Here is a 26,838-nt window from a genome sequence, read left to right as displayed (position 1 = left end):
AATTACGGCCTTGTCGTTGAAATTGATGAAACTGATGACCCGAACCAGTGCTGAATATTGCTCATCGCTGCGCTTGAGGTATCAAGGATAGGCTGCGGGAAAACACCCAGTAACACCAGCAACACCACCAGCAACAGAATGATCGACAACTCACGCGCCGTCATCCCCTGCAAAGGCTGGTCCGACTTGGGTGCACCGTAGAATGCACGCTGCACCATCGCCAGCGAATACACCGACGCAAACACCAGCCCGAATGTCGAAATCACAATAATCACTGGTACGACAGGGAAACTGCCAAACAGGATCATGAATTCACCGACAAAGTTACCGGTACCCGGCATACCCAGGGTGGCGACGGCAAAGAACAGCGAGAGCGCAGGCAAATACTTGATGCGTCCCCACAGGCCGCCCATCAGACGCATATCACGGGTATGCAGACGTTCATACAGCTGACCACAGATAATGAACATGCCGGCAGCGGACAAGCCGTGGGCAATCATCTGGATCACCGCCCCCTGATACGCCAGCTGGCTGCCGGTAAAGATGGCAATCAGCACAAAGCCCATATGTGACACGCTGGTGTAAGCAATCAGGCGTTTGATATCGGTCTGCGTAAATGCCATCCAGGCACCGTAGAAAATACCAATTACCCCCAGCCACATGGCGATAGGCGCAAATTCATGGGAGGCATTAGGGAACAGCGGCAGGCTAAAGCGCAGCATGCCGTAGGCCGCGGTTTTCAGCAAAATCCCCGCCAGGTCGACAGAACCTGCGGTCGGTGCCTGACTGTGGGCATCCGGCAACCAGCCATGCAGCGGAACCACCGGCATTTTTACCGCAAAGGCGATAAAGAAGCCGAGCATCAGCAGGTATTCAACGTTATGCGACATCGGCGTTTTCAGCAATTGCTCATAGCTGAACGTCCACACGCCGCTGGCGTTGTAGTGCACAAAGACCAGCCCCAGAATCGCAATCAACATCACCAGACCACTGGACTGGGTGTAGATAAAGAATTTGGTCGCTGCGCTGATACGGGTTTTGCCGTCTGACGCTTTATGACCCCAAAGTGCAATCAGGAAGTACATCGGCACCAACATCATTTCCCAGAAGAAGAAAAACAGGAACAAGTCGATAGCCAGGAACACCCCAATCACACCGCCGAGGATCCACAGCAGGTTCAGGTGGAAGAAACCCTGATACTTCTGGATTTCACGCCATGAACAGAGAATGGCCAGCACGCCGAGCAGGCCGGTCAATACCACCATCAGCAGTGAAAGTCCGTCCAGTGCCAAATGGAAGTCGATACCAAAACGCGGGATCCACGGCACGGAAAACTCGGACTGCCATTGGGGAATACCCGATGGTGTGGTTAATGTATAGCCACCCTGCAGCCACAGCTGCAGGGATAGAGCAAAGGTCAACCCCATCGAAATCAGAGCTATCCAGCGTGGAGCTTTGGTTCCGAAGCGCTCAGCCTGCCAACACAGCAGTCCGCCGATAAAGGGGATAAGAATTAGCCAAGGTAATAGCATGGCGTATAGGTCCCTATGTTTTTAAATCACCAGTAACAGCGCTAAAACGACGACTGCACCCAATCCCATTGACGCAACGTACCAACGTGTCTGCCCATTTTCACTCAATGTCAGTCCACCACTACCCCAGCGGGATAAGTACATAGGCAGGTTCATCATTGAGTTCAGCGGATCGCGTTGCAGGAGTTTCGCGACAGCCAAATAAGGTTTCACGAAAATCTTGTCGTACAGCCAGTCAAAGCCCCAAGCATGGAACCACCAGGTAGAGAAGAAGCGTCCCGGCGCACTTTGCGCAATGCTGGTAACCAGCGAGCGCTTGCCGAGATAGAGCGCTGCGGCCAGCAAAATGCCGACAATCGCAACCACGCCAGAGGTGATTTCAAGCTGCATTACCGCGCCGTGAGGCAGTTCAGTGGTGCCTGGCAATACGCCTTGTAATGGCGGCACAATCATGGCGCCAATAAAAGTCGACAGGACCATCAGAACCAACAGGGGTAAATGGTGAGTAATCCCTTTGCCCGCATGTGCTTTGATTTGCTCCTTACCGTGGAAGACGATAAAGATCATGCGGAAGGTATAAAGCGAGGTCATAAACGCACCCACCAAACCGGCAAGCATCAAATTGATATGCCCGTTTGCCAGTGCGCCAGCCAGGATCTCATCTTTACTGAAGAAACCGGCGGTGATAACAGGCAGGGCAGACAGCGCCGCGCCGCCAACCAGGAAGCAAATATAAACCAGCGGAATAGATTTACGCAGGCCACCCATTTTAAAGATGTTTTGTTCATGATGACAGGCGAGGATCACCGAGCCTGAGGACAGGAACAACAGCGCTTTAAAGAAGGCATGGGTCATTAGATGGAAAATTGCTGCATCCCACGCCTGAACGCCCAGCGCCAGGAACATATAGCCGATCTGACTCATGGTTGAGTAGGCCAGCACACGTTTGATATCAGTTTGCACCAGCGCGGCAAAGCCTGCCAACACCAACGTAACCGCACCGATAATCCCCACCAGATGCAGGATTTCAGGGGCCATCAGGAACAGACCGTGCGTACGGGCAATCAGATACACCCCGGCGGTAACCATGGTTGCCGCGTGGATCAGTGCGGAAACCGGCGTTGGACCCGCCATCGCATCGGCCAGCCAGGTCTGCAACGGCAACTGCGCCGATTTACCGACCGCGCCGCCCAACAGCATCAGCGTCGCCCAGGTAATGGCGCTATCGCCAACCGCCAGCTTCTGCGGTGCCAGTGTCAGCACATCGTGAATATTGAGCGTACCCAATTCGCGATAAAGGATAAACAGCGCAAACGCCAGGAACACATCACCGACACGGGTAACGATAAAGGCCTTCATCGCCGCCGCACCGTTGGCTGGCGTGGTGTAGTAGAAACCAATCAGCAAGTAGCTGCACAGCCCTACCCCTTCCCAGCCGAGATACAGCAGCAACAGATTGTCTGCCAATACCAGGATCACCATGCTGGCGATAAACAGGTTGGTGTAGGCAAAGAAGCGTGAGTAGCCCTCTTCACCGCGCATATACCAGGAGGCAAACATATGGATCAGAAAGCCGACACCGGTGACTACCGACAGCATGGTCATCGACAGACCATCCAGGCTCAGCGAGGCGGAGATATTGAAATCCCCTACCTGCATCCAGTTCCACAGGGTCTGGTTAAACACCTGCACACCGGTGGCTTTTTGACCGAGAAACTCAATGCCCACATAGAGCGTTACCAGCGCGGCGAGGCCGATAGAGCCGACACCCACCGTCGCTGAGGTATTTTCTGACCAACGTCCGCGAGAAAAGGCCAGTAACAGAAAGCCAATCAGCGGGAACAGAATTGTTAAATATAATAGGTTCATCCGCGCATCTCACTGACAGTGTCGATATTCAGGGTATGACGACGACGATAGAGTTGCAGCAGCAATGCCAGACCAATACTGGCCTCCGCCGCCGCCAGACTGATGGCCAGGATATACATCACTTGCCCGTCTGCCTGTCCCCAATAACTGCCAGCCACAATAAACGCCAGCGCCGCCGAGTTGATCATCACTTCAAGACTAATCAACATAAACAGCAGGTTACGTCGCACCAATAATCCGGTCAAGCCTAACACAAACAGGATAGCGGCCAGGATCAGGCCATGTTGTAGAGGGATCATGCTCTCTCCTCCGGTTTTCTTTTTGCCATCTCTTTGACCGCGGGTGCGCTATTCAGCACTTCGCCCGGTTTATGTTCGCGCCCAACGTGGAAGGCGACCACCAGCCCGGCCAGTAACAGCATAGACGCCAGTTCTACCGCCAGTACGTAAGGACCAAACAAGGTGATACCCACCGCCTTGGCGGAGATCATCGTGCCCTGGATACCGTGATCGTTAACCCCGACAATCGAGGCGATCATCACCACCAACAGCACCGCCGTCAGCAGAGAAGGTCCTATCCAGGTTGCCGGTTTCAGCCAGATGCGTTCCTGTTCCTGGACGCTGCCAAGGTTCAGCATCATCACCACAAACACGAACAACACCATAATGGCACCGGCGTAGACGATAATTTCCAACGCGGCGGCAAAATAGGCACCGAGCGAAAAGAACACGGCAGCTATCGCCAGAAGCGAAATGATCAGGTACAGCAACGCATGTACCGGGTTGGTGTGCGTAATCACGCGTATTGTCGCCAACACGGCCACCAAGGCTGCAATATAAAATGCAAATTCCATGCTTGCGGCTCCTTAGGGTAACAGACCTTTGACGTTGATCGGTTTGGCTTCGTTTTCGGCATCGCCTTTCGGCTTGCCATCCACGGCCATACCGGCCATCCGGTAAAAGTTATATTCCGGATATTTACCCGGTCCAGAGATCAACAGATCTTCTTTTTCATACACCAGATCCTGGCGTTTGAAATCACCCATTTCAAAGTCCGGCGTCAGTTGGATCGCCGTGGTTGGACAGGCTTCTTCGCACAGGCCGCAGAAAATACAGCGGGAGAAGTTGATGCGGAAAAACTCCGGATACCAACGCCCGTCTTTCATTTCGGCTTTTTGCAGCGAAATACAACCCACCGGGCAGGCAACGGCGCACAGGTTACAGGCTACGCAGCGCTCATCCCCATCAGGATCGCGGGTTAATACAATGCGGCCACGATAGCGCGGCGGCAGATAGACAGGTTCTTCCGGATACATCTGGGTTTCGCGTTTGGCAAAGGTATGTAACCCTATCAGCCAGATACTGCGAACCTGGGTGCCGAAACCTACCACGAGTTCTTTCAATGTCATGGTTCAATCACCCCTTATTGCGCGTTGTACAGAATGACCGCAGCGGTCGCCAACAGATTCAGCAAGGTCAGCGGCAGGCAGATACGCCAGCCGAATGACATCACCTGGTCATAGCGTGGGCGCGGCAAAGCTGCACGGATCAGAATGAACATCACCATGAAGAAACCGGTTTTCAACGCAAACCAGATAAATGGCGGCAGGAAAGGACCCTGCCAGCCCCCGAAGAACAACGTCACAATCATGGAAGAAACGGTAACGATGCCGATATATTCCCCCACAAAGAACAGACCGAATTTCATCCCGGAATATTCAATGTGGTAACCATCGGCCAGCTCTTGTTCAGCTTCCGGTTGGTCAAACGGATGACGGTGACATACCGCAACCCCGGCAATGGCAAAGGTCAGAAAACCCAGGAACTGCGGGATGATGTTCCACATATGCGCCTGCGAGTTAACGATATCCTGCAGGTTGAAAGACCCGGCCTGTGCGACCACGCCCATCATTGATAACCCGAGGAATACTTCGTAACTTAGCGTTTGCGCCGAGGCACGCATCGCCCCCAACAGCGAGTATTTGTTGTTGCTGGACCAGCCGGCAAACAGCACGGCATACACCGTCAAACCCGCCATCATCAAAAAGAACAGCACGCCGATATTCAGGTTGGCGCCGTACCAGCTGGGAGCCACCGGCACAATGGCGAAAGCCATCAACATGGAGCTGAAAGCAATCATTGGAGCCAGGGTAAAAATAGCCCGGTCAGAAAACCTCGGCACCCAGTCCTCTTTAAAGAACATTTTGATCATATCGGCAGCCAGCTGTAACGAGCCGCCCCAGCCGACACGGTTAGGTCCGTAGCGATTCTGCCACAGGCCCAACAGGCGGCGTTCGGCAAAGCTCATAAACGCACCGCAGGTGACCACCACTAACAGGATCACTACCGCTTTGACCACCGCGATAATGGTGTCGATTACTTCAGGTGTAAACCAGTTCATCGGGTTGCCTCCCGCAGATTATCAACTGTTGCACCCACCAGCACCGGCGAAATACCCGGCAATCCCAGCGGTAAGCCAACTTGTCCTTTATCGAGAGTGGCACTCAGACGAACCGGCAGCGTCAGGGTTTGCCCTGCACAGCTGAATTCCACCCGGGTTCCCTCGTTGACGCCAAGGCGTGCAGCATCGTCCGGGTTGACCATCACGTAAGCGGTCGGCATACGCTGAGCAATCACATCAGAACGTTGCGACATCTCTTCACTACCAAACAGATGGTAGTAAGGAGCCACTCGCCACTGATTGTCCACGGCGGTAAAGGCTGCCGGGATCTCTGTGTAATAGGCCAGTGTCGCTTCTCCGGCTTCGATTAAACGCACGCCGGGATCGCCATGACGCAGTTTGCCACCGACTTCGCTCTGGAATTTATTCCACGCCTGCGGTGAGTTCCAGCCCGGTGCCCAGGCAAAAGGCACCTGTTGACGATCGGCATATGGGCTGTTGTTCCCTTCCATCGAGAAGGCAAACATGGTGTCTTTATCCTGCGGCTGACGCGGTTCATGCACGCTGATATTGGCGCGCATGGCGGTACGACCACTGGAACGGTTTGGTGAACGTGACAGTTTCTGACCGCGAATGCGGAAAGAGGCATCCGGCGCCGCGTCAACCATGCCTTTCAACTGCGGCAATGCACTGACGCAGGCTTCGATAACGTGATCGAGCTGGGTCCAGTCAACCTTGCGGCTGTTGACCGTGGAGTGCAGCGAATGCATCCAGCGCCAGCTTTCCAGCATAACCACGCTGGTATCGTAATAGGCCGGGTCATAAACCTGGAAGAAACGCTGGGCGCGGCCTTCCTGATTGACCAAGGTACCGTCACTTTCGGCAAAGCTTGCCGCTGGCAGGATCAAACTGGCCTTGTCCATAATACGTGTACGCTGATGGTCAACGACCAGCAGGTTTTGTACTTTGGCCAGGGCGGCATCAACCTGAGCTTCCGGCGCATGGCGATAGAGATCGTTCTCCATCACAATGGCGCTGTCGGCACCGCCGCTGGTCAACAGACTCAGCGCGTCGTCCAGGCTGCCACCACCAATCAGCGCCAAGCCGAGGCTGTTAGCCGAGGCGGCGACAAAGGTAATGCCGACGTCGCTGCCGCGAGACTTCAGGGCTTTGGCGACGTTAGCCGCAGCGGCGATAATAGCGTCGCTGCCTGCGTTGCTGCCGGTGATAATCAGCGGCTTACGCGCGCCGGTTAACGCCTGCACAATCACATCGATTTTCTTATCCAGGCCTGCGGCCAGATCGTTAACCGCCGGTGCCGTAGCATCAATGGCATGAGCGATGGCAAAACCGAAACGTGCCTGTTCATCAACCGGTGCGCGGTAGTTCCAGGCCGCAATATCATCAAGGCGGGTATTATCGACGTTGGTGATAAACAGTGGATGTTTGGCGTGCTGACCAATGTTCTGCACGGCGGCAATCTGCCAGTCAGCGACACGCTGGGCGGCAGCCATGGCGCGAGCTTTGCCCTTCACCGCCTGGCGAACCGACAGGGCAATACGTGCCCCGGTCTGCGTCAGGTCTTCACCCAACACCAGCACGGCGTCATAGCCTTCGATTTCACGCAGCGCTGGCGTATGCACACCGCTGTTTTTCAGAACATCGAGCATCAAAGAGAGACGGGACTGCTCGGCCGCATTGATACCGGTATAAAAGTTTTCCGCCCCCACCAGGTCACGCAACGCAAAGTTGCTTTCCAGGCTGGCGCGCGGCGAACCAATACCAATGGTTCGGCTCGACTGCCGCACGATATCGGCAGCGCCCTGCATCGCCTGTTCGGCATTGAGTTCGATCCAGTCGTTGCCGCGCTGTTGCAGCGGACGGGCCGGACGATCTTTGGCGTTAACGTAGCCGTAACCAAAGCGACCGCGATCGCAAAGGAAGTAGTGGTTCACGGTACCGTTATAACGGTTTTCGATGCGACGCAATTCGCCGTAGCGCTCGCCCGGGCTGGTGTTACAACCCACGCTGCACTGCTGGCAAATGCTTGGCGCAAACTGCATATCCCATTTACGGTTATAGCGCTCGGAGTGCGTTTTGTCGGTGAACACGCCGGTCGGACAAACCTCGACCAGGTTACCGGAGAATTCGCTCTCCAGCGCACCGTCTTCCGGGCGACCGAAGTAGACGTTATCGTGCGCGCCATAAACACCCAGATCGGTACCATCGGCGTAATCCTTGTAGTAACGGACACAGCGATAGCAGGCAATACAGCGGTTCATTTCGTGGGAAATAAACGGACCGAGATCCTGGTTGTTATGGGTACGTTTGGTGAAACGATAGCGACGCGTGCTGTGGCCGGTCATTACTGTCATATCCTGCAGATGACAGTTACCGCCCTCCTCGCACACCGGGCAATCGTGCGGGTGGTTGGTCATTAACCACTCCACCACACTTTCCCGGAACTGTTTGGCTTCCTGGTCGTCGATGGAAATAAAAGTCCCATCAGACGCAGGCGTCATACATGACATAACCAAACGGCCGCGCGTATCTTCCGCGTTTTGGTATTGCTTAACCGCACATTGGCGGCAAGCGCCGACGCTTCCCAGCGCCGGATGCCAGCAAAAATAAGGAATATCGAGGCCAAGAGAGAGGCAAGCCTGAAGTAGGTTGTCCGCTCCGTTTACATCGTATTCTTTGCCGTCTACATGAATCGTAGCCATAGTCAGCATGCTTCCACGAGGCCCACCTTACGGCAGGCGTTAATCAAAAATTCTGGCCGGGTAACACCCCAGTGCTGCAAAATATTCCGTCGGTTAACGGCATCCCGCAGGCATTGGGGCATCGGTCGAATGCGAAGGTTTTACGGGTTACCATCGCTGTTTCAGCAGGTTGTTTGGCTGTATGCCGCCAATTGCCCGCGCATTATTGAAATGCTGCCTGGCGATACCTGCTTCAAATTCATCCCGGAAATATTTAATCGCACTCTGCAATGGCTCCACCGCACCCGGCGCGTGTGCGCAGAATGTTTTACCTGGGCCAAGCTGGCGGCAAAGCTGCTCGAGGGTTTCGATATCCCCGGGCTGACCTTCACCACGCTCCAGCGCACGCAGGATCTTGACGCTCCACGGCAAACCGTCACGGCAAGGAGTACACCAGCCGCAAGACTCACGCGCAAAGAACTCTTCAAGGTTGCGTACCAGAGAAACCATATTGATTTCATGATCGACCGCCATCGCCAGCGCGGTGCCCAAACGGCTCCCGGCTTTACCGATGCTGGCAAACTCCATCGGCAGGTCAAGATGCTGGTCGGTCAAAAAGTCGGTACCCGCGCCACCCGGCTGCCAGGCTTTGAATTTCAGCCCATCACGCATGCCACCGGCATACTCTTCAAGGATTTCGCGGGCCGTGGTGCCGAAAGGCAGTTCCCAGACGCCGGGATTTTTCACCCGACCGGAAAAGCCCATCATTTTGGTACCGGCATCTTCACTGCTGGAAATGCCTTTGTACCACTCGACGCCGTTGGCCAAAATGGAAGGTACGTTGCACAGGGTTTCAACGTTATTGACGCAGGTCGGTTTACCCCAGGCCCCGGCTGATGCAGGAAACGGCGGCTTGGAGCGCGGGTTGGCGCGACGGCCTTCCAGCGAGTTGATCAATGCGGTTTCTTCACCGCAGATATAGCGACCGGCACCGGTATGGACAATCAGTTCAAAATCGAAACCGCTGCCCAAAATATTTTTGCCCAGCAGACCGGCTGCCTTGGCTTCTTCGATGGCGCGACGCAAATTCACCGCCGCCTCGATATATTCACCACGCAGGAAGATGTACCCACGGTAAGCCTTGAGCGCAAAGGCGCTGATCAGCATACCTTCCACCAGCTGGTGCGGCATTTGCTCCATCAGCAGGCGGTCTTTATAGGTACCCGGTTCCATTTCATCGGCGTTACACAACAGGTAACGGATATTCATCGACTCGTCTTTCGGCATCAGGCTCCACTTCAGACCGGTAGAGAACCCGGCACCGCCGCGGCCTTTCAGGCCAGAGTCTTTTACCAGCGCGACTATCTCGTCAGCAGACATGCCAGTCAGCGCCTTTTGTGCGCCGACATAGCCGTTTTTGCTGCGGTATTCGTCAATCCATACCGGCTGCTTGTCTTCGCGCATGCGCCAGGTCAGCGGGTGCATCTCCGGCGTGCGGATAATTTGTCTCGGAGTATAACCGTCGATAATCATGAGTAACGCTCCAATAGCTCACCAATGATTTCTGGTTTCAGGTGGCTGTGAGTATCTTCATCAATCATCATGTTTGGCCCCTTGTCACAGTTGCCCAGACAACAGGTTGGCAACAGCGTAAAGCGGCCGTCCGGAGTGGTTTCACCCGGCTTGATATTTAACTGATCCTCAAGCGCTGCCTGAATACCCTGATAACCGGTGATATGGCAGACGACACTGTCGCAATAGCGGATCACATGACGACCTACCGGCTGACGGAAGATCTGGCTATAGAAGGTGGCAACGCCTTCCACGTCACTGGCGGGAATGCCCAGCACCTCGGCAATAGCGTGGATAGCGCCGTCTGGCACCCAGCCACGCTGTTTTTGCACGATCTTCAGCGCTTCGATCGATACCGCGCGGGCATCTTCGTAGTGATGTTTTTCGTGTTCAATCGCATCACGTTCAGTCGCGCTCAGTTCAAAGGTCGGCTGAGCCGATGCGGCAAGATAATCCGCAGCTGCCGACACGTTGATATACTGAAGCTCTGAGTCTTTTTTAAGATCTGTCATCGTTAGCGGTCCACATCTGACATTACAAAATCAATACTGCCAAGATATACGATCAAATCGGATACCAGGCTGCCACGGATCACGGACGGGATCTGCTGCAAATGCGGGAAACTTGGCGTACGTACGCGCGTACGATAGCTCATGGTGCTGCCATCGCTGGTCAGGTAGTAGCTGTTGATCCCTTTCGTGGCCTCAATCATCTGGAAAGATTCATTGGCTGGCATGACCGGCCCCCATGAAACTTGCAGGAAGTGGGTGATCAAGGTTTCGATATGCTGCAACGTGCGCTCTTTTGGTGGCGGCGTCGTCAGCGGATGGTCGGCTTTGAACGGACCTTCCGGCATATGATCCAGACACTGCTGGAGAATGCGCAGACTCTGACGCATCTCTTCCATTTTCAGCATCACGCGTGAATAGGCATCGCTGACGCCATCGCCGACCGGCACTTCGAAATCAAAGTTTTCATAGCCAGAGTAAGGACGCCATTTGCGCACGTCGAAGGCGACGCCGGTCGCACGCAGTGCGGCACCGGTCGTGCCCCAGGCCAAAGCATCTTCTGCGTTGTAAGCAGCAACGCCCTTGGAGCGGGCAACCAGGATGCTGTTTTTCAATGCTGTCTGCATATAGGCATCAAGACGTTTTGGCATCCACGCCAGGAAATCACGCAGCAAACGTTCCCAACCTTTTGGCAGGTCGTGGGCAACGCCACCAATGCGGAACCAGGCCGGGTGCATACGGAAACCGGTGATCGCTTCAACAACGTCGTAAATTTTCTGGCGGTCGGTAAAGGCAAAGAATACCGGGCTCATCGCCCCGACGTCCTGGATAAAGGTACTGATAAACAGCAGATGGCTATTGATGCGGAACAGTTCCGAAAGCATCACGCGAATGGTATTGACGCGATCGCCGACGGTGATACCAGCCAGTTTTTCCACCGCCAGTACATAAGGCATTTCGTTAACGCAGCCGCCGAGATACTCAATACGGTCGGTGTAGGGGATGTAGCTATGCCATGACTGGCGTTCGCCCATTTTTTCTGCGCCGCGATGGTGATAACCGATATCGGGTACACAATCGACAATCTCTTCGCCATCAAGCTGCATCACAATGCGGAAGGCACCGTGCGCGGACGGGTGGTTCGGTCCCAGGTTAAGGAACATGTAATCTTCGTTGTCGGTGCCGCGCTTCATGCCCCAGTCTTCCGGCTTGAAGGTCAGCGACTCCATTTCGAGATCTTCTTTCTGGCGGGTCAGCTCGAAAGGATCGAATTCGGTAGCACGTGCCGGGTAGTCTTTACGCAGCGGATGTCCTTCCCAGGTCTTCGGCATCATAATGCGCGTCAGATGTGGATGGCCATCAAAGGTAATGCCAAACATTTCCCAGGTTTCACGTTCATACCAGTTGGCATTCGGGTAAACCTTGGTCAGCGTCGGTAAGTGCAAATCGTTTTCTGCCAGCGCCACCTTAAGCATGATGTCGCTGTTGCGTTCGATAGAAAGCAGATGATAGAAAACAGAAAAATCCGCAGCCGGTAAACCGTCACGGTGGGTACGTAAACGTTCATCCATACCATGCAGGTCGTACAGCATGACATAAGGTTTTGGCTGTTTGCGTAGAAAGGTAATTACTTCCAGTATCTGTTCGCGTTTTACCCATACCACCGGGATACCGGTACGGGTCGGCTGAACAGTAAAGGCCTCTGGCCCAAAACGGTTGCGCAACTCGCCAATGACCGGATCATCGAGATGATCGCGGGTTTGCCATGCTGGCTGAGCGAGGTCTTGCGTCGTCAAATCAGTCATATTTTCTCACCACACTAAATGGTCATGTATGCCCAAGGGGGAAAGCCCTGTTCTACCCTTTAGCTCTCAAGCTGCTAGTGCGTTCGCCGCCTTCTTACATCTTGAAACCTATCGGCTAAGTCACCGTCGTCTTTAATTAAATATCTCCTGACGGCGTAGCCCCCTCAGGGTTGACGAACAGTGTCAAATCTCGTCAGGTGTCCGCAAATTGGTCACGGCGATACGCTCGGCGCGTTTACGCTCTTTTTCAGACTGCATATTGGCGCGGTAAACACCCTGGTCGCCTACCACCCAGGAGAGAGGGCGACGTTCTTTACCAATGGATTCCTGCAACAGCAGCAAAGCCTGCATATAGGCTTCAGGACGCGGCGGGCAACCCGGGATATAGACATCAACAGGCAGGAACTTATCGACACCCTGGACGACGGAATAGATATCGTACATACCGCCAGAGTTGGCACAGGCGCCCATGGAGATCACCCATTTGGGTTCGAGCATCTGATCGTACAAACGCTGAATAACCGGCGCCATCTTGGTAAAGCAGGTACCGGCAACGACCATAAAGTCGGCCTGGCGAGGTGAGGCACGGATAACTTCCGAACCAAAGCGGGCCACGTCATGCACGGCAGTAAATGACGTGGTCATTTCGACATAGCAGCATGAAAGACCAAAGTTGAATGGCCAAAGCGAGTTTTTACGACCCCAGTTAACTACATCATGCAGCGCGTGTTCGAGTTTCCCCATATACACGCTGCGGTTAACTTCCTGCTCCAGGGGATCGGCAACGATCTCTTGTTTCTGCAGGGGGTAACGGTCGTTCTCACCGTTCGGGTCTAAGCGGGTGAGCGTATAGTCCATCTGAATGCCTCACTTTTTTATTGGCGATGATCTTGCGGGTGATTGCTGGTCTTAATGACTGGACTCGGGATAACCGGGCTGGCTTTCACAGGACCTTTAGAACGAACAGGAGTCCAGTCAAGCGCACCGATGCGAACCAGATAAAACAGGCCGGCTAAAAGTACAAAAATAAAAATGGCGGCCTCGGCAAAACCGGTCCAGCCACTTTCGCGAATCGACGTAGACCATGCATACAGATACAGGGCTTCCACATCGAAAATCACGAAGAACATGGCGACCAGATAGAATTTTGCCGACAAACGCATATGAGTGGTGCCAACGGGGGCAATACCCGACTCAAACGGCGTCTCCGTGTTGCGACCACGAACCTTCCCTCCCAGGAAAGCTGCACCCAACAACATCAGGCAACATAGACCGACTGCGACAATAAGAAAAACTGCGAGCGCCCAGTTATGAGCGGTAACTTCTGTGGCTGTTGACATACTCTATGCTTACTCATCAAAAGTGGCGTTTTGCATTTGCTCTTGGTCGGCAACTTGCCTGCCACATCGATTCAAGGGAAGGATTAATAACCACCAGTGTTCACGGGGTATCCGTTTCGTCTTCAGGTTGCTAATGCATCGACCGCCTGCTTGCAGCTTGAATTCGAGCGGGGATAAAAATCGGTTAGCCAGTGAAATACTGGGGGCTTTTTACCCCTTTCTATAACCTTTTGTCAACTTTGACAAAAGTATCTCTACGTTAGTTTACATCATTAGCATTTTATTAACATATCATGCGCCGCCCTTTTGCTAAATCGAGTCAGTCCAAAAGTGTGATAATAAGGATCTATGTTAACGAGAGTTAATGCTTTGGTTTCTACCTTACTATTGTCGCAGGAATAACCCATTCTTCCACTCATTAATCAGGGTTATTTTTTTGATCCAGGACACGTTTCAGTGATGTTTGCTAGAAAATAAGACAATTTTTTGATCAAAATTGGTTGTGAAATTCAAAAAAAGTCAATACCTAACAAAAAATAACCACTGGCAGCATGCTTTTTTTTTGCCTTGCAGACCGACGATGGGTAGAGCGTAGAGGATTAAGTGAGCCAATGACGGGAGGGGGGATTTGTGGAACCTTTACCTGGGAAAATGAGAATTTGATAAAGAAAAACTAATGAATTGCACATTAGTTAACCTTTATATGTTGTCCATCCCCTACCCTACTGTGACTCCAGGAGGGCGGGGATAGAAAACGCTTTACCGGCAATCAGTGACTGGCATCGCCTTCGTATTCATCATCAACAACAGCGCGCTGAGCATAGCTGCTCAGTGAATAGGGATCGTTCCCCTGTTCGACTGCGGTGAAAATCGCCATGGCGAGTTCATTCTCACAACGCTGGTTTTTGTAGAGTACATACTGCGTATCTGGCAGTCTTGGCAAACCATCTTGCTCACCCAATACGCGCAACTCCGGGCTCATCATCTCAATAGGCCTGGCGGTTACCCCCAATCCGGCACGAACTGCCGCACGAATAGCCGACAGCGTCGAAGCGACATAGGCAATACGCCATGGAATACCCGCCTTGTTAAGGTGCTCGATTGCCATGGAACGATAGGTGCTAGGTTCGTCCAACAACACCAGGGGCACGCTGTCACCGGAAGGATAAGAAAAATCAGCCGAGCAATACCATAGAGTCGGTGACGTCCTCAATACAATATGAGGATGGTCAGCGGAGGTCATGGTGGTAATAGCGAGGTCGATTTCGTCATTTTCCAACATCGACAACATAAAAGGACTGCGCTTGACGCGAACGTCTATAGAAAGCTTAGGGTAAATAGACGTCACACGGCTCAGCAGAAAAGGCAGAATGGTGTCTGCGGTATCATCGGATGCACCAATGGTTATCCCGCCCTGAACATCGCTGTACATTAGCGAGGTGCAAGCTTCATCATTAAAGCGTAATATTTTACGTGCATAGCCGAGCAACTGAATACCGTGTTCCGTCAATAACTTATTGCGTCCATGCCTGGCGAACAGTTCTTTACCGACAAGTTGCTCAAGACGTTGCATCTGTTGACTCACCGCTGATTGAGTACGACATACCGCAGCGGCCGCAGCAGCAAAAGTATTTAAATCAGCAACGGCAACAAAGGTCCTAAGCAGGTCAAGGTCTAGATTAAGAATTGGACGATTTGCATTTGTCATAGTTTTTCTTCACTTTTAAAATCTAATAACAAGCTACCCTGATAGTGCGGAAAACTTCCCGCAAAATGCAGAATACCAGATCTGAAAGACACTCACTCATTAGATAATGAAGAAATGAGAAATATTTCTGCCCGGCAACTATTTAAAATGTTCAATTCCCTGTGCACTTTTTCAAATAGTTATTAAATTCAAAGAAATATAATTTCCTGCTGACCAGTGACGCCATTTTAATGATTAAGGCAGGATTCAGCCCATCTTCACTGGCTCATTTCTCCTGTACACAGCTCGCGATAGCGCGACATTAAAAATTTGATATATAAACGTTTTTAATAAATAAACAGCCGAAGTTAATTTGTATCAAGGTAATTCCGCCAACGTTGTTTCGCCAAAGAGTAATAACGCCGGCAACTAATGAGATTATTCCTAAAGTTTAATCTTCGTTGTATAATCCACTTTATGTAGCAAGCTTCATATATTTCTCCAAACGAACCATCAGAATCATTTAACTAAATATTTACGCAATCTTACCCTTACCAAGAGAAAACCCTTAACTTAAGCTTTTCTTGTTCGATATCTTTTATACACTATAAGAAAAGAGAAAAACTCTGAGGGGAAGCCTTTTAAGATTAAGCCCACACCGGCCAAATATTGCTAGCATAATGGTCAATTTAACGCCAATTGGGCAATGTTGGCAGTATCTTTTTGAATAGCTTGAATTATCAGCTGTACATGGTTGAATACACTGTAAAAATTTACATATAAAGCCATTACAGAATTAAAATTCATAAAAACAAAAATAATTAGTGAAAAACTTCATTGGCAACATAAAACCAGGTGATTGATATCATAACTGGCAACAGGACTACTGTTTTACGCCAAAGCCAGTGTTTGCCCTTCAAAATCCCCCGCCTTGAGAGTAAATTGTCCGCTTCGCTATGTTCTACGGTATCTCTTCCAGGGAAAGAACAAGCTTTACCGCAAAAGGTTAACATTGACTATGTCCCCCATTGAAAAATCCCACAAGCTGGATAACGTTTGCTATGACATCCGCGGGCCGGTGCTGAAAGAAGCCAAGCGTTTGGAAGAAGAAGGCAACAAAGTTCTTAAGCTGAATATTGGTAACCCTGCCCCTTTTGGTTTTGATGCGCCTGATGAAATTTTGGTCGACGTTATCCGCAATTTGCCCACCGCCCAGGGCTACTGTGATTCAAAAGGTCTGTTTACCGCGCGTAAAGCCATCATGCAGCACTACCAGGCGCGAGATATGCGCGATATGACCGTGGAAGATATCTATATCGGCAACGGCGTTTCGGAGCTGATTGTGCAATCTATGCAGGCACTGCTTAACAGCGGTGACGAAATGCTAGTTCCGGCACCTGACTATCCTTTATGGACCGCCGCCGTTTCCCTTTCCGGGGGTAACGCTGTGCATTACCTTTGCGACGAAGAAGCGGACTGGTTCCCGGATCTTGATGATATCCGCGCTAAAATCACCCCACGCACGCGCGGGATCGTGATCATCAATCCCAACAACCCGACCGGTGCGGTTTACAGCGAAGCGCTGTTAATGGAAATCGTCAAGTTAGCCCGTGAACACAATCTGATCATCTTCGCTGACGAGATCTACGACAAGATCCTCTATGATGATGCGCAGCATATTTCTATTGCCTCGCTGGCCCCGGATTTATTAACCGTCACCTTTAATGGCCTGTCAAAAACCTACCGCGTGGCGGGCTTCCGCCAGGGCTGGATGGTAATTAACGGGCCGAAAAAACACGCCAAAGGCTATATCGAAGGGCTGGAAATGCTTGCCTCGATGCGTCTGTGTGCCAATGTCCCCATGCAGCATGCCATCCAGACGGCACTTGGTGGCTATCAGAGCATCAGCGAATTTATCCAACCCGGTGGCCGTTTGTATGAACAGCGTAATAAGGCCTGGGAACTGATCAATCAGATCCCGGGGGTCTCCTGCGTGAAACCGCGCGGCGCGTTGTATATGTTCCCGAAAATCGACGCCAAACGTTTTAACATTCACGACGACCAGAAAATGGTGCTCGATCTGCTGCTTCAGCAAAAGGTGTTACTGGTACAGGGCTCGGCATTTAACTGGCCGTACCCGGATCACGTGCGTATCGTGACCCTGCCGCGCGTTGACGAGCTGGAAATGGCCGTCGGTAAACTGGGACGCTTCCTGGAAACCTATCATCAGTAACAGTCTGTGCCCTTTGCCTTTCTGTGGCTTGAAAGATAAAGGGCAAGCCCAATAGATTTCGAGTCACAGAAAGGCGGCAACTGAGCGAATCCCCATGAGCTGACTCCAGTCAGTGATTGGGGTGAACGAAAGCAACCAACGCATCTGTGGCTTGAAAGATGAAGGGCATGCCCAATAGATTTCGAGTCACAGAAAGGCGGCAACTGAGCGAATCCCCATGAGCTGACCCCAGTCAGTGATTGGGGTGAACGAAAGCAGCTAACGCATCTGTGGCTTGAAAGATGAAGGGCATGCCCAATAGATTTCGAGTCACAGAAAGGCGGCAACTGAGCGAATCCCCATGAGCTCTGACCACAGTCAGTGATTGGGGTGAACGAAAGCAGCCCACGCATCTGCGGCTTAAAAGATGAAGGGCATGCCCAATAGATTTCGAGTCACAGAAAGGCGGCAACTGAGCGAATCCCCATGAGCTGACTCTAGTCAGTGATTGGGGTGAACGAAAGCAGCCAACGCATCTGTGGCTTGAAAGATGAAGGGCATGCGGCCACAATGACAGTCTGTCACTAGCCGCTGAGGATCCTATGACCCAGAGCCATTTCTTTGCCCACCTTTCCCGTCTTAAACTCATCTCTCGCTGGCCGCTGATGCGCAATGTGCGTATGGAAAACGTATCAGAACACAGTTTGCAGGTCGCCTTTGTGGCCCACGCGCTGGCGCTGATTAAAAATCGTAAATTTGACGGCCAATTAAACGCTGAACGCGTAGCATTGCTAGCAATGTACCATGATGCCAGTGAAGTGCTGACCGGCGATATGCCAACGCCGATCAAATACTATAATCCGCAAATTGCTCGTGAATACAAAAAGATAGAGAAAATTGCCCAGCAGAAAATGATCGAAATGCTGCCGCAGGACTTGCAGGAAGATTTTCGCTCACTTATTGATGAAGATCACTTTAGTGATGACGAAAAGAAAACCGTTAAACAAGCCGATGCGCTCTGTGCCTATCTGAAGTGTCTGGAAGAGTTATCAGCAGGAAATACCGAATTCACGCTAGCCAAAGCGCGATTGGAAAAAACCCTCGCCGAACGGCAAAGTCCGGAAATGGACTATTTTATGGCGATCTTTATTCCCAGTTTTAGTCTCTCTCTCGACGAAATCAGCCAGGATTCACCGCTATAAACAATGATCTCATCTTCTGAATTACCATTTTTAAAACGGATAGATCAGGGGAACCAGCACGACGCTAACCAGCATAACCCAGAGCGTAAAAGGTACGCCAATGCGCAGAAAATCGGCAAAGCGGTAGTTGCCCGGCACCATTACCAGCGTGTTGACCGGTGAAGAGACCGGCGTCATAAAAGCGGCTGACGCGGCAAGCGCGACTGCCATAATAAAGGGATAAGGGGACAGCCCCATCTCATGCGCAGCCGCAATGGCAATCGGTGCCATCAATACGGCGGTGGCGGTATTGGAAATAAACAAGCCAATGACCGCGCAAAGCACAAACAGACTCAGTAGCATCACTCGCGGCCCCTGTCCGCCGCTGATATCCATCAATCCCCTGACCACCAGCTCAACGCCACCGGTCCTTTGTAGCGCCAGGGCAAACGGCATCATGCCAACAATCAGGATCAGACTCGGCCAGTGAATACTTTTATAGGCGCTTTCCGCGGTAAAACAGCGGAATTTGCCCATTAGCAGACAGGCAATCAGCGCGGCGAGCACATTGGGAATGCCATCGGTGAGCATTAATGCCACCATTAACGCCAGACAAAAAAGCGCATGGGGTGCCTGACTGACCGCCGGTGCGACATCATCTACTTCTGCCGGCAGATTAAGCACAATAAAGTCATAGGTTTTTTGCTGCAGTTGCCGGATCAACTTCCAGTCACCCGCGACCAATAGCATATCGCCAATCATTAACTCTTCGTCCACCAGTTTGCCCGCAATCGCTTGCCCCTGACGGCGAATGCCCACGACATTCAAGCCATATTGCGAACGGAACATCACCTGACGCAGGGTTTTACCTGGCAGCTCGGAATCGGGGATCAGTGAGACTTCCGCCATACCGACATCGCGCGACTGGCCGGAAAAATACTCGCCGCGCAGCACCAGAGGTTCCAGTTGTTGCTCGGCACAGAATTGGCGTACCGTCATCTCCGCTGCCGACATATCAATCAGCAGCACATCGCGCGCTTTCAGCTCTGTATTGCTGGTGACACTGATCATCACCCGGCGGAATTTACGCCAGCGCTCAATGCCAATCACATTGGCGCCGTAACGCGCACGCAAATGTAGTCCGTCCAGCGTTTGGCCGACCAGAGGCGAACCGGGGCGAATCGCCATCCGCCGCGCGCGACCGCTAAGTTGATAATCACGGATCAGATCAAGAAAAGTACGCCGCCGCCAGTTTTCTTTACGCTGGTTGGGCTCGTTGGCCAACCAGCGGCGGGCCACCAGCATATAACCGATGCCCGAGACCAACACCACCAGGCCAATGGGCGTAACGCCGAAAAAGCCAAAGCCGGCAAAACCTGCGCGCAGCAGTTCGCTGTTGACCACCATATTGGGTGGCGTCGCCACCAGCGTCATCATGCCGCTGATCAATCCGGCAAAAGATAGAGGCATCATCAGGCGGGTTACCGAGGTCTGCATTCTATCCGCCACGCTGATAACCACAGGAATAAAGATGGCCACCACGCCGGTCGAGCTCATAAAAGCGCCCAAACCGGCAACCGCCAGCATCAGCAGCACCAGCATCCGGGTTTCACTGTTGCCCGCAGCACGCATTAACCATTCACCGACCTGGTAGGCAACGCCGGTGCGAACCAGACCATGCCCCACCACAAACAGGGCAGCAATCAAGATAACATTGGCATCGCTAAATCCGGCCAACGCCTCCGTAACGGTCAGGGTCCCACTAAACACAAAGGCGACAATCACCAGCAGCGCCACAACATCCATCCGGATCTTGTTGCTGGCAAATAAATACACGGCGGCGGCCAGCAATATCAGTACCCACATCAACTGAGCGTTCAAAAGCAATATCCTATGCAAAGCAAACGTCTCTAAAAATATGGCATAAAAAAACCCTGCAAATGCAGGGTTTAATCAATCATCAAGACATTGGTCCGGGTTATTTCAAACTAACGGTGACGCCTTGCGCGTCGACGCTCAACGCCAAAACCGCCAGGCTGCTTAAGGCAAAGTCCACCTTATCAAGATTTGGCGTATCAGCAGGGGCATTGACGGCAATAACTTTGCAACCTGCCGCCAGACCTGACTGCACACCGGCCGGCGCATCTTCGACCACGACACAATCAGCAGCGGGCAGTCCCAAACGCGCCGCGCCCAGCAGATAAGCCTCAGGGTGCGGTTTGCCCTTCTCAACCTGTTCAGCGGTAACAAACACCTCAGGCATCGGCAAGTTTGCCGCTGCGTGACGTGCACTGGCTACCGGCAAAGATCCGGAAGTCACAATTGCCCAGGGGATCCCAAGGCGGGTTAATTCACTCAATAAGTCATGAGCGCCCGGTAATGCCGCCACGCCGTCGGTATCATTGGCTTCGACGTGCTCCAGCACCAGAAATTGTTGCCGAATTTCCTCTTCGCTGGCACCCGGCATAAAATGACGTAAAGAAGTTATCGCCTGTTTGCCGTGGATAAAAGACAACACCTCTTGTGGGTCTACATCCCGGCTCAGCGCCCAGTTAATCCAGGCTCGCTCTACCGCTGGCAGTGAATCCACCAAGGTTCCATCCAGATCAAACAGAAAACCTTTACACTTCACAGACAACTCCTTTATTTATCAGGCATTGATAATTTGGGTAATTTCCACGGCGCTAAGATGATATTGGCGCGGGCAAGCCTGCCATACCGACAACATGCGTTGATATTTTTCCCACATCTTGGTCTGCGCGTTAAAACCATGAGTTCCGGCATCAAAATCTGTATAGCGCCCTTCGGTATTGACCATAAAGCGCACATAGCTGAGATAGCGGGCTTCCGTGGCGGCATCAAAACCCAGGAACTGCACGCGACGGGGATCCACACCGGCGGCGTCGGTCAGATTGGAAAATGACACCTGCATCGCATGGTACATTTCCATAATATTAATAATAGTACGGCAGGTTTCTTCAGCAAGGGCGCCAAACTCACGATCCAGTTCACGCATTTGCAGACCAAAGCCGCGCTCGACAATGGTTTGCAAACGACGATAGCGTTCAGCATTGTCCGGATCGAGCAGGGTCATCATCTTATATTGATTAGACAAAATCAGGCGTTGTGCATGGGTCATTTCCATTATCGAGCTCCTAAGCAAATCATAATGAGCAAAGCATGGCATAGCGCAAACCCGGACGAAATCCCAAGCTGACCATTCTTTGATTTGGACCATGGATATGGGGTGAATTCTTTTGCCAACAGCGGTTAACCCGTGGGTAAAAGGCCAATTGCCCCAGACAAAAGCTTAGCTGATAAGGAAAAAGCGGCAACGTGCAGGGCAGGATATCCGTTGGGCATACCCGGCCACTGCCTCAGAGATCGTCGAGAAAGGTTTTATCCAGTTGTTTAAAAGCACGTTTAAGCACATCCGCCAGTGACTGATAGGTCGGCGCCCCCTCAAGAGGAGCCAACGCCTGTCCGGCATCGAGCAACTTATGGCGTACCTCATGGAACCAGCCAAGCAGCGAGGGGGGTAATGGCGTAATAGCCCGGCGTCCCAGCCACCATAGTCCCTGCATTGGCAGGCTACAGGCAAAAATCGAGGTCGCAACGGCTGGAGCCAGCTGTCCGCCCAGCGCAATTTGCCAGGCCAGAGTAAATACCGCTACCGGCGGCATAAACCGCACTGCAAAGCGTGTTGCCGTGGAGATACGGTTCTCGGGGAACACAGGAGCGAGGCGCTTGTCAGCGGGCCACGTCTTCATATAATGCTGCCCACGTTGGAAAACCTGAAACCAACCGACAGAACCCGATGGTTTGCTCGTCATGGTGCACCTCAACTTCTGAAAATTTAAAAAATAGTTGTAAAACTAAAAATATATTTTATCACATACAAATATATTTTGTTTTTATCAAAACCTATCGGTATCCTATCCCGGCCTTTAGGGGCGCCTGATAGACAGATTGTATAGACAGATAATTGACCCGATTGGTATAACAGGTCTTGCAGCATTTACGATACCTTACGCGTTCAAGAAACGGGCTGGCAGTAAAGGAACGAATCGTCTGATGCTTACTCAAATAAGTAGCAGGGTAGACGATCGTCACCGCCTCCAACTCGAAGAACGGAAGGTATGTCATGCCTCCAAACCCGCTTGGGCATGATGTTAATCATAATTGCCGCCTCCATAATGCGCTACGCTTATGTGATTGTGACGATTAATTAACCATGTGTATTGTTTCTCAACGACACCAACACAAATAAATAGGTACTTCCATGTCAAGTAAGTTAGTTCTGGTTCTTAACTGTGGCAGCTCTTCGTTGAAGTTTGCCATCATTGATGCTGTTAATGGCGAAGAGCATATCTCTGGTCTGTCCGAATGCTTCCACCTTCCAGAAGCACGTATCAAGTGGAAACTGGACGGCGTTAAACATGAAGCTGCATTAGGTGCTGGAGCAGCCCACAGCGAAGCATTGAAGTACATCGTTAATACTATTTTGGCAGAGAAGCCAGAACTGTCTGCCGAACTGGTCGCCATTGGCCACCGCATTGTTCACGGTGGCGAAAAACTGACAAAATCTGCTGTCATTAATGAAGAAGTTTTGCAGGGTATCAAAGATTCTATCCCATTTGCACCGCTGCACAACCCGGCACACCTGATTGGTATCGCTGAAGCGTTGAAATCCTTCCCGAAACTGGCTGAAAAAAATGTCGCCGTATTTGATACCGCATTCCATCAGACCATGCCGCAAGAGTCTTATCTCTACGCCCTGCCGTACAACCTTTATACCGATCACCACATCCGTCGTTACGGTGCCCACGGTACCAGCCACTTCTATGTTACTCAGGAAGCCGCCAAAATGCTTGGCAAACCTGTAGAAGAAGTGAACCTGATCACTTGCCATCTGGGCAACGGTGGTTCTGTCAGCGCCATTCGTAACGGTAAATGTGTTGATACCTCCATGGGTCTGACCCCATTGGAAGGCCTGGTAATGGGTACCCGCAGTGGTGATATCGACCCGGCTATCGTTTTCCACCTGCACGATGCCCTGGGCATGAGTGTTGAACAAATCAACAAAATGCTGACCAAAGAGTCTGGCCTGCTGGGTCTGACCCAGGTGACCAGCGATTGCCGTTATGTTGAAGAGAACTACACCACCAAAGAAGATGCCAAACGTGCCATGGACGTGTTCTGCCACCGTCTGGCCAAATACATCGGCGGCTATACTTCGCTGATGGAAGGTCGTCTTGACGCTGTGGTCTTTACCGGTGGTATCGGTGAAAATGCAGCAATGGTTCGCGAACTGTCTCTGGCTAAACTTGGCCTGTTGGGCTTTGAAGTTGACCATGAACGCAACCTGGCCGCGCGTTTCGGCAATTCAGGTGAAATCAATAAAGAAGGCACTCGCAAAGCACTGGTTATCCCAACCAATGAAGAGTTGGTGATTGCCCAGGACGCCGCGCGTCTGACCGCATAAATAAGTCCCCTCCACTGCCAGCCTCTGCTGGCAGTGTTTTTTACACCACAGGCGGGCGTTGCCATGGAATACGACTGGCTCACATGACCTTAATCTATTTGTAGCTTAAGACCCGAGCTCTATTCTTACAAAGCCACGACCTGGAAATCGTCAAAGAGGTTTATCGTGTCCCGTACTATTATGTTGGTTCCAATTGGCAGCAGCGTCGGTCTGACCAGCGTCAGCCTGGGCGTAATTCGCGCCATCGAACAAAAAGGCGTTAGCCTGAGCGTATTCAAACCTGTTGCACAACCCCGCGCAGGCGGCGATGTGCCTGACCAGACTACGACCATTATTCGCGCAAACTCCAATATCAACGCGGCTGAACCGCTGAAGCTCAAGCATGTACAAAGCCTGCTTGGCTCCAATCAGCAAGACGTGCTGATGGAAGAGATTGTGGCGAATTACCACGCCAATACCAAAAACGCGGAAGTGGTTTTGGTGGAAGGGCTGGTATCAACCCGTAGCCACCAGTTCGCCAGTGCGCTGAACTATGAAATTGCCAAGACGCTGAATGCCGAAATTATTTTCGTTATTGCACAAGGCAATGATTCCGCTGAGCAAATCAAAGATCGTATCGATCTGGCTCGCAGCGTGTTCGGCGGCAGCAAAAATAAAAACATCACCGGCGTGATTGTTAACAAACTCAACGCTCCGGTTGATGAATTGGGCAGAACCCGCCCGGATCTGTCAGAAATTTTTGACGATTCCACCAAAGCCAATATCGCCAAGAAAGTGGATATTGCCGAACTGGTTGCCAGCAGCCCGATCCCGGTTCTGGCCTGCATTCCATGGAGCTTTGAGCTGATTGCCACCCGCGCAATCGACATGGCCAAGCATTTGGATGCCCAGATTGTTAATGAAGGCGACCTGAATACTCGTCGCGTGAAGTCAGTGACTTTCTGCGCACGCAGCATCCCTAATATGCTCGAACATTTCCGTCCTGGTTCACTGCTGGTCACTTCAGCAGACCGTCCAGACGTGCTGGTTGCTGCCTGTCTGGCCGCGATGAACGGTATTGAACTGGGTGCCATCCTGTTGACTGGCGGTTATCCGGTTGACGAACGCATTGCCCAGCTGTGCGCACGCGCCTTCGAAACCGGCCTGCCGGTATTTACCGTTGAAACCAACACCTGGCAGACCTCTCTGAACTTGCAGAGCTTCAGCCTGGAAGTTCCTGCAGACGACCATCAGCGTGTAGAAAAAATCCAGCAGTATGTCTCTTCGCATATCAATGCGGACTGGATCAATTCACTGAGTGCACACTCTGAGCGTTCTCACCGTCTGTCGCCTCCGGCCTTCCGTTATCAGTTGACCGAACTGGCACGTAAAGCGTGCAAACGCATTGTACTGCCAGAAGGCGATGAGCCACGTACCGTTAAAGCCGCTTCACTGTGTGCTGAACGTGGTATCGCGGAATGTGTGCTGCTGGGTAATCCGGAAGAGATCCGCCGCGTTGCCGCTTCCCAAGGTATTGTGCTGGGAACAGGTATTGAAATCGTTGACCCGATTGCCGTGCGTGAAGAGTACGTTGCCCGTCTGGTAGAACTGCGTAAGAGCAAAGGCATGACTGAAGTTGTTGCCCGCGAACAGTTGGAAGACAACGTGGTTCTGGGTACGCTGATGTTGGAAAAAGGCGAAGTTGACGGTCTGGTTTCTGGTGCGGTGCATACCACGGCCAACACCATCCGTCCTCCGTTGCAGTTGATCAAAACGGCACCAGGCAGTTCACTGGTTTCTTCCGTGTTCTTTATGCTGCTGCCTGATCAGGTTCTGGTCTACGGTGACTGCGCAATTAACCCGGACCCAACGGCTGAACAGCTGTCTGAAATCGCTATCCAGTCTGCCGATTCTGCTGCAGCCTTCGGTATCGAACCTCGCGTAGCGATGATTTCTTACTCTACCGGTAATTCAGGTGCAGGTAGTGACGTTGAGAAAGTACGTGAAGCAACGCGTCTGGCTCAGGAAAAACGTCCGGATCTGATCATCGATGGCCCATTGCAGTACGATGCGGCAATCATGGCAGACGTTGCCAAATCCAAGGCACCGAACTCACCGGTTGCTGGTCAGGCTACCGTGTTTATCTTCCCGGATCTGAACACCGGTAACACCACTTATAAAGCCGTACAGCGTTCTGCAGACCTGGTCTCTATCGGGCCAATGCTGCAAGGTATGCGTAAGCCGGTCAATGACCTGTCACGTGGCGCACTGGTAGACGATATCGTTTACACCGTAGCCCTGACGGCGATCCAGTCTGCACAGGCTGAAGCGCTCGTTGCTGCAAAATAATATTTTTTAAGCAGTCTCAAACGCCACTTAATCAAGTGGCGTTTTTTTTTGGGGGCAATATAGGGAAGGGTTTTTAATTGCAAATTTGTTTTTAACTTCAACTTCAACTTCAAGGTCAAGGTCAAGGTCAACTGCATTCGCTGCGCTCACTGGGCGGCGGCCCAGACCGCCCAAAGGAGGCGAAGGCGCGCCTCCTTTGGAATCCTGCGCCTTGTC

General features: G+C 52.0%; 22 protein-coding genes. 4 read left to right on the top strand and 18 right to left on the bottom strand.

The window, feature by feature from the left end; translation table 11 throughout:
- Positions 1-2 precede the first annotated feature (2 nt).
- From nuoM to lrhA, 13 genes are all read right to left on the bottom strand, one after another.
- Positions 3-1,532, bottom strand: coding sequence for an NADH-quinone oxidoreductase subunit M (nuoM, locus tag GW590_RS10355; RefSeq protein WP_169402980.1), 1,530 nt, complete (start codon positions 1,530-1,532; stop codon positions 3-5).
- A 21-nt stretch (positions 1,533-1,553) separates the two neighbouring features.
- Complete coding sequence (gene nuoL / locus GW590_RS10350) at positions 1,554-3,401, bottom strand: NADH-quinone oxidoreductase subunit L (protein ID WP_169402979.1); 1,848 nt, start codon at positions 3,399-3,401, stop codon at positions 1,554-1,556.
- On the bottom strand, positions 3,398-3,700 hold the full coding sequence (gene nuoK / locus GW590_RS10345; protein ID WP_169402978.1) for an NADH-quinone oxidoreductase subunit NuoK: 303 nt from the start codon (positions 3,698-3,700) through the stop codon (positions 3,398-3,400). The genes nuoL and nuoK overlap by 4 nt, the downstream gene beginning before the upstream one ends.
- Positions 3,697-4,254, bottom strand: coding sequence for an NADH-quinone oxidoreductase subunit J (gene nuoJ / locus GW590_RS10340; protein ID WP_169402977.1), 558 nt, complete (start codon positions 4,252-4,254; stop codon positions 3,697-3,699). Before nuoJ ends, nuoK begins: the two co-directional genes overlap by 4 nt.
- A gap of 12 nt (positions 4,255-4,266) precedes the next feature.
- Positions 4,267-4,809 carry an NADH-quinone oxidoreductase subunit NuoI gene (gene nuoI / locus GW590_RS10335; protein WP_169402976.1) on the bottom strand — a complete coding sequence of 181 codons (543 nt, stop codon included), beginning with the start codon at positions 4,807-4,809 and terminating at the stop codon, positions 4,267-4,269.
- Positions 4,810-4,823: 14 nt separating this feature from the next.
- Entirely contained in the window at positions 4,824-5,801 is a 978-nt protein-coding gene (nuoH, locus tag GW590_RS10330; protein ID WP_169402975.1) for an NADH-quinone oxidoreductase subunit NuoH, read from the bottom strand.
- Positions 5,798-8,524, bottom strand: a complete 2,727-nt coding sequence (gene nuoG, locus GW590_RS10325; protein WP_169402974.1) for an NADH-quinone oxidoreductase subunit NuoG — start codon at positions 8,522-8,524, stop codon at positions 5,798-5,800. Before nuoG ends, nuoH begins: the two co-directional genes overlap by 4 nt.
- Before the next feature lie 147 nt (positions 8,525-8,671).
- Positions 8,672-10,036 carry an NADH-quinone oxidoreductase subunit NuoF gene (gene nuoF, locus GW590_RS10320; protein WP_169402973.1) on the bottom strand — a complete coding sequence of 455 codons (1,365 nt, stop codon included), beginning with the start codon at positions 10,034-10,036 and terminating at the stop codon, positions 8,672-8,674.
- Complete coding sequence (gene nuoE, locus GW590_RS10315) at positions 10,033-10,587, bottom strand: NADH-quinone oxidoreductase subunit NuoE (protein WP_235955917.1); 555 nt, start codon at positions 10,585-10,587, stop codon at positions 10,033-10,035. The genes nuoF and nuoE overlap by 4 nt, the downstream gene beginning before the upstream one ends.
- 2 nt (positions 10,588-10,589) lie before the next feature.
- Positions 10,590-12,389: an NADH-quinone oxidoreductase subunit C/D gene (gene nuoC / locus GW590_RS10310; RefSeq protein ID WP_169402972.1), complete on the bottom strand. Its 1,800-nt coding sequence runs from the start codon at positions 12,387-12,389 to the stop codon at positions 10,590-10,592.
- A gap of 183 nt (positions 12,390-12,572) precedes the next feature.
- Positions 12,573-13,247 (bottom strand): NuoB/complex I 20 kDa subunit family protein, encoded by a 675-nt coding sequence (locus GW590_RS10305; protein WP_169402971.1) that lies wholly within the window; start codon positions 13,245-13,247, stop codon positions 12,573-12,575.
- A 17-nt stretch (positions 13,248-13,264) separates the two neighbouring features.
- A complete protein-coding gene (locus tag GW590_RS10300) occupies positions 13,265-13,729 on the bottom strand; it encodes an NADH-quinone oxidoreductase subunit A (protein ID WP_169402970.1) in 465 nt (154 codons plus the stop codon).
- 769 nt (positions 13,730-14,498) lie between these two features.
- Positions 14,499-15,437 (bottom strand): transcriptional regulator LrhA, encoded by a 939-nt coding sequence (gene lrhA, locus GW590_RS10295; protein ID WP_169402969.1) that lies wholly within the window; start codon positions 15,435-15,437, stop codon positions 14,499-14,501.
- 997 nt (positions 15,438-16,434) lie between these two features.
- On the opposite strand from lrhA, the gene GW590_RS10290 reads away from it, so the two are divergent.
- Both GW590_RS10290 and yfbR read left to right on the top strand, forming a co-directional pair.
- Entirely contained in the window at positions 16,435-17,649 is a 1,215-nt protein-coding gene (locus GW590_RS10290) for a pyridoxal phosphate-dependent aminotransferase (protein ID WP_169402968.1), read from the top strand.
- 581 nt (positions 17,650-18,230) lie between these two features.
- Positions 18,231-18,830, top strand: coding sequence for a 5'-deoxynucleotidase (gene yfbR, locus GW590_RS10285; protein WP_169402967.1), 600 nt, complete (start codon positions 18,231-18,233; stop codon positions 18,828-18,830).
- Positions 18,831-18,860: 30 nt separating this feature from the next.
- On the opposite strand, the gene GW590_RS10280 is transcribed toward yfbR, so the two are convergent.
- The 4 genes from GW590_RS10280 to yfbV form a co-directional block, all read right to left on the bottom strand.
- Positions 18,861-20,690, bottom strand: a complete 1,830-nt coding sequence (locus GW590_RS10280; RefSeq protein WP_169402966.1) for an SLC13 family permease — start codon at positions 20,688-20,690, stop codon at positions 18,861-18,863.
- Positions 20,691-20,787: 97 nt separating this feature from the next.
- Positions 20,788-21,441 (bottom strand): sugar phosphatase, encoded by a 654-nt coding sequence (locus tag GW590_RS10275; protein ID WP_169402965.1) that lies wholly within the window; start codon positions 21,439-21,441, stop codon positions 20,788-20,790.
- 18 nt (positions 21,442-21,459) lie between these two features.
- Positions 21,460-21,954 carry a YfbU family protein gene (locus GW590_RS10270; protein ID WP_169402964.1) on the bottom strand — a complete coding sequence of 165 codons (495 nt, stop codon included), beginning with the start codon at positions 21,952-21,954 and terminating at the stop codon, positions 21,460-21,462.
- A 232-nt stretch (positions 21,955-22,186) separates the two neighbouring features.
- Positions 22,187-22,642: a terminus macrodomain insulation protein YfbV gene (gene yfbV / locus GW590_RS10265; protein WP_169402963.1), complete on the bottom strand. Its 456-nt coding sequence runs from the start codon at positions 22,640-22,642 to the stop codon at positions 22,187-22,189.
- 449 nt (positions 22,643-23,091) lie between these two features.
- Between yfbV and ackA the strand changes: the two genes are divergently transcribed.
- Positions 23,092-24,294 carry an acetate kinase gene (ackA, locus tag GW590_RS10260; RefSeq protein ID WP_169402962.1) on the top strand — a complete coding sequence of 401 codons (1,203 nt, stop codon included), beginning with the start codon at positions 23,092-23,094 and terminating at the stop codon, positions 24,292-24,294.
- 165 nt (positions 24,295-24,459) lie between these two features.
- A complete protein-coding gene (gene pta, locus GW590_RS10255; protein ID WP_169402961.1) occupies positions 24,460-26,622 on the top strand; it encodes a phosphate acetyltransferase in 2,163 nt (720 codons plus the stop codon).
- Between the two features lie 27 nt (positions 26,623-26,649).
- On the opposite strand, the gene GW590_RS24180 is transcribed toward pta, so the two are convergent.
- Positions 26,650-26,838, bottom strand: a 189-nt coding sequence (locus GW590_RS24180) for a hypothetical protein (protein WP_211186722.1), incomplete at its 5' end; no start/stop codon positions are given.

This window comes from Rouxiella aceris (assembly GCF_012933545.1).
GTDB lineage: Bacteria > Pseudomonadota > Gammaproteobacteria > Enterobacterales > Enterobacteriaceae > Rouxiella > Rouxiella aceris.
This window is presented reverse-complemented; position numbering and strand designations above follow the sequence as displayed.

Coding starts and splice junctions, on each gene's coding strand:
- nuoC (WP_169402972.1), bottom strand. CDS start 12,389: ATGACTGATTTGACGACGCAAGACCTCGCTCAGCCAGCATGGCAAACC.
- nuoM (WP_169402980.1), bottom strand. CDS start 1,532: ATGCTATTACCTTGGCTAATTCTTATCCCCTTTATCGGCGGACTGCTG.
- nuoJ (WP_169402977.1), bottom strand. CDS start 4,254: ATGGAATTTGCATTTTATATTGCAGCCTTGGTGGCCGTGTTGGCGACA.
- GW590_RS10300 (WP_169402970.1), bottom strand. CDS start 13,729: ATGTCAACAGCCACAGAAGTTACCGCTCATAACTGGGCGCTCGCAGTT.
- GW590_RS10305 (WP_169402971.1), bottom strand. CDS start 13,247: ATGGACTATACGCTCACCCGCTTAGACCCGAACGGTGAGAACGACCGT.
- lrhA (WP_169402969.1), bottom strand. CDS start 15,437: ATGACAAATGCAAATCGTCCAATTCTTAATCTAGACCTTGACCTGCTT.
- nuoK (WP_169402978.1), bottom strand. CDS start 3,700: ATGATCCCTCTACAACATGGCCTGATCCTGGCCGCTATCCTGTTTGTG.
- nuoE (WP_235955917.1), bottom strand. CDS start 10,587: ATGACAGATCTTAAAAAAGACTCAGAGCTTCAGTATATCAACGTGTCG.
- GW590_RS10270 (WP_169402964.1), bottom strand. CDS start 21,954: ATGGAAATGACCCATGCACAACGCCTGATTTTGTCTAATCAATATAAG.
- nuoG (WP_169402974.1), bottom strand. CDS start 8,524: ATGGCTACGATTCATGTAGACGGCAAAGAATACGATGTAAACGGAGCG.
- nuoH (WP_169402975.1), bottom strand. CDS start 5,801: ATGAACTGGTTTACACCTGAAGTAATCGACACCATTATCGCGGTGGTC.
- GW590_RS10290 (WP_169402968.1), top strand. CDS start 16,435: ATGTCCCCCATTGAAAAATCCCACAAGCTGGATAACGTTTGCTATGAC.
- nuoF (WP_169402973.1), bottom strand. CDS start 10,036: ATGATTATCGACGGTTATACTCCGAGACAAATTATCCGCACGCCGGAG.
- yfbR (WP_169402967.1), top strand. CDS start 18,231: ATGACCCAGAGCCATTTCTTTGCCCACCTTTCCCGTCTTAAACTCATC.
- nuoI (WP_169402976.1), bottom strand. CDS start 4,809: ATGACATTGAAAGAACTCGTGGTAGGTTTCGGCACCCAGGTTCGCAGT.
- nuoL (WP_169402979.1), bottom strand. CDS start 3,401: ATGAACCTATTATATTTAACAATTCTGTTCCCGCTGATTGGCTTTCTG.
- ackA (WP_169402962.1), top strand. CDS start 23,092: ATGTCAAGTAAGTTAGTTCTGGTTCTTAACTGTGGCAGCTCTTCGTTG.
- yfbV (WP_169402963.1), bottom strand. CDS start 22,642: ATGACGAGCAAACCATCGGGTTCTGTCGGTTGGTTTCAGGTTTTCCAA.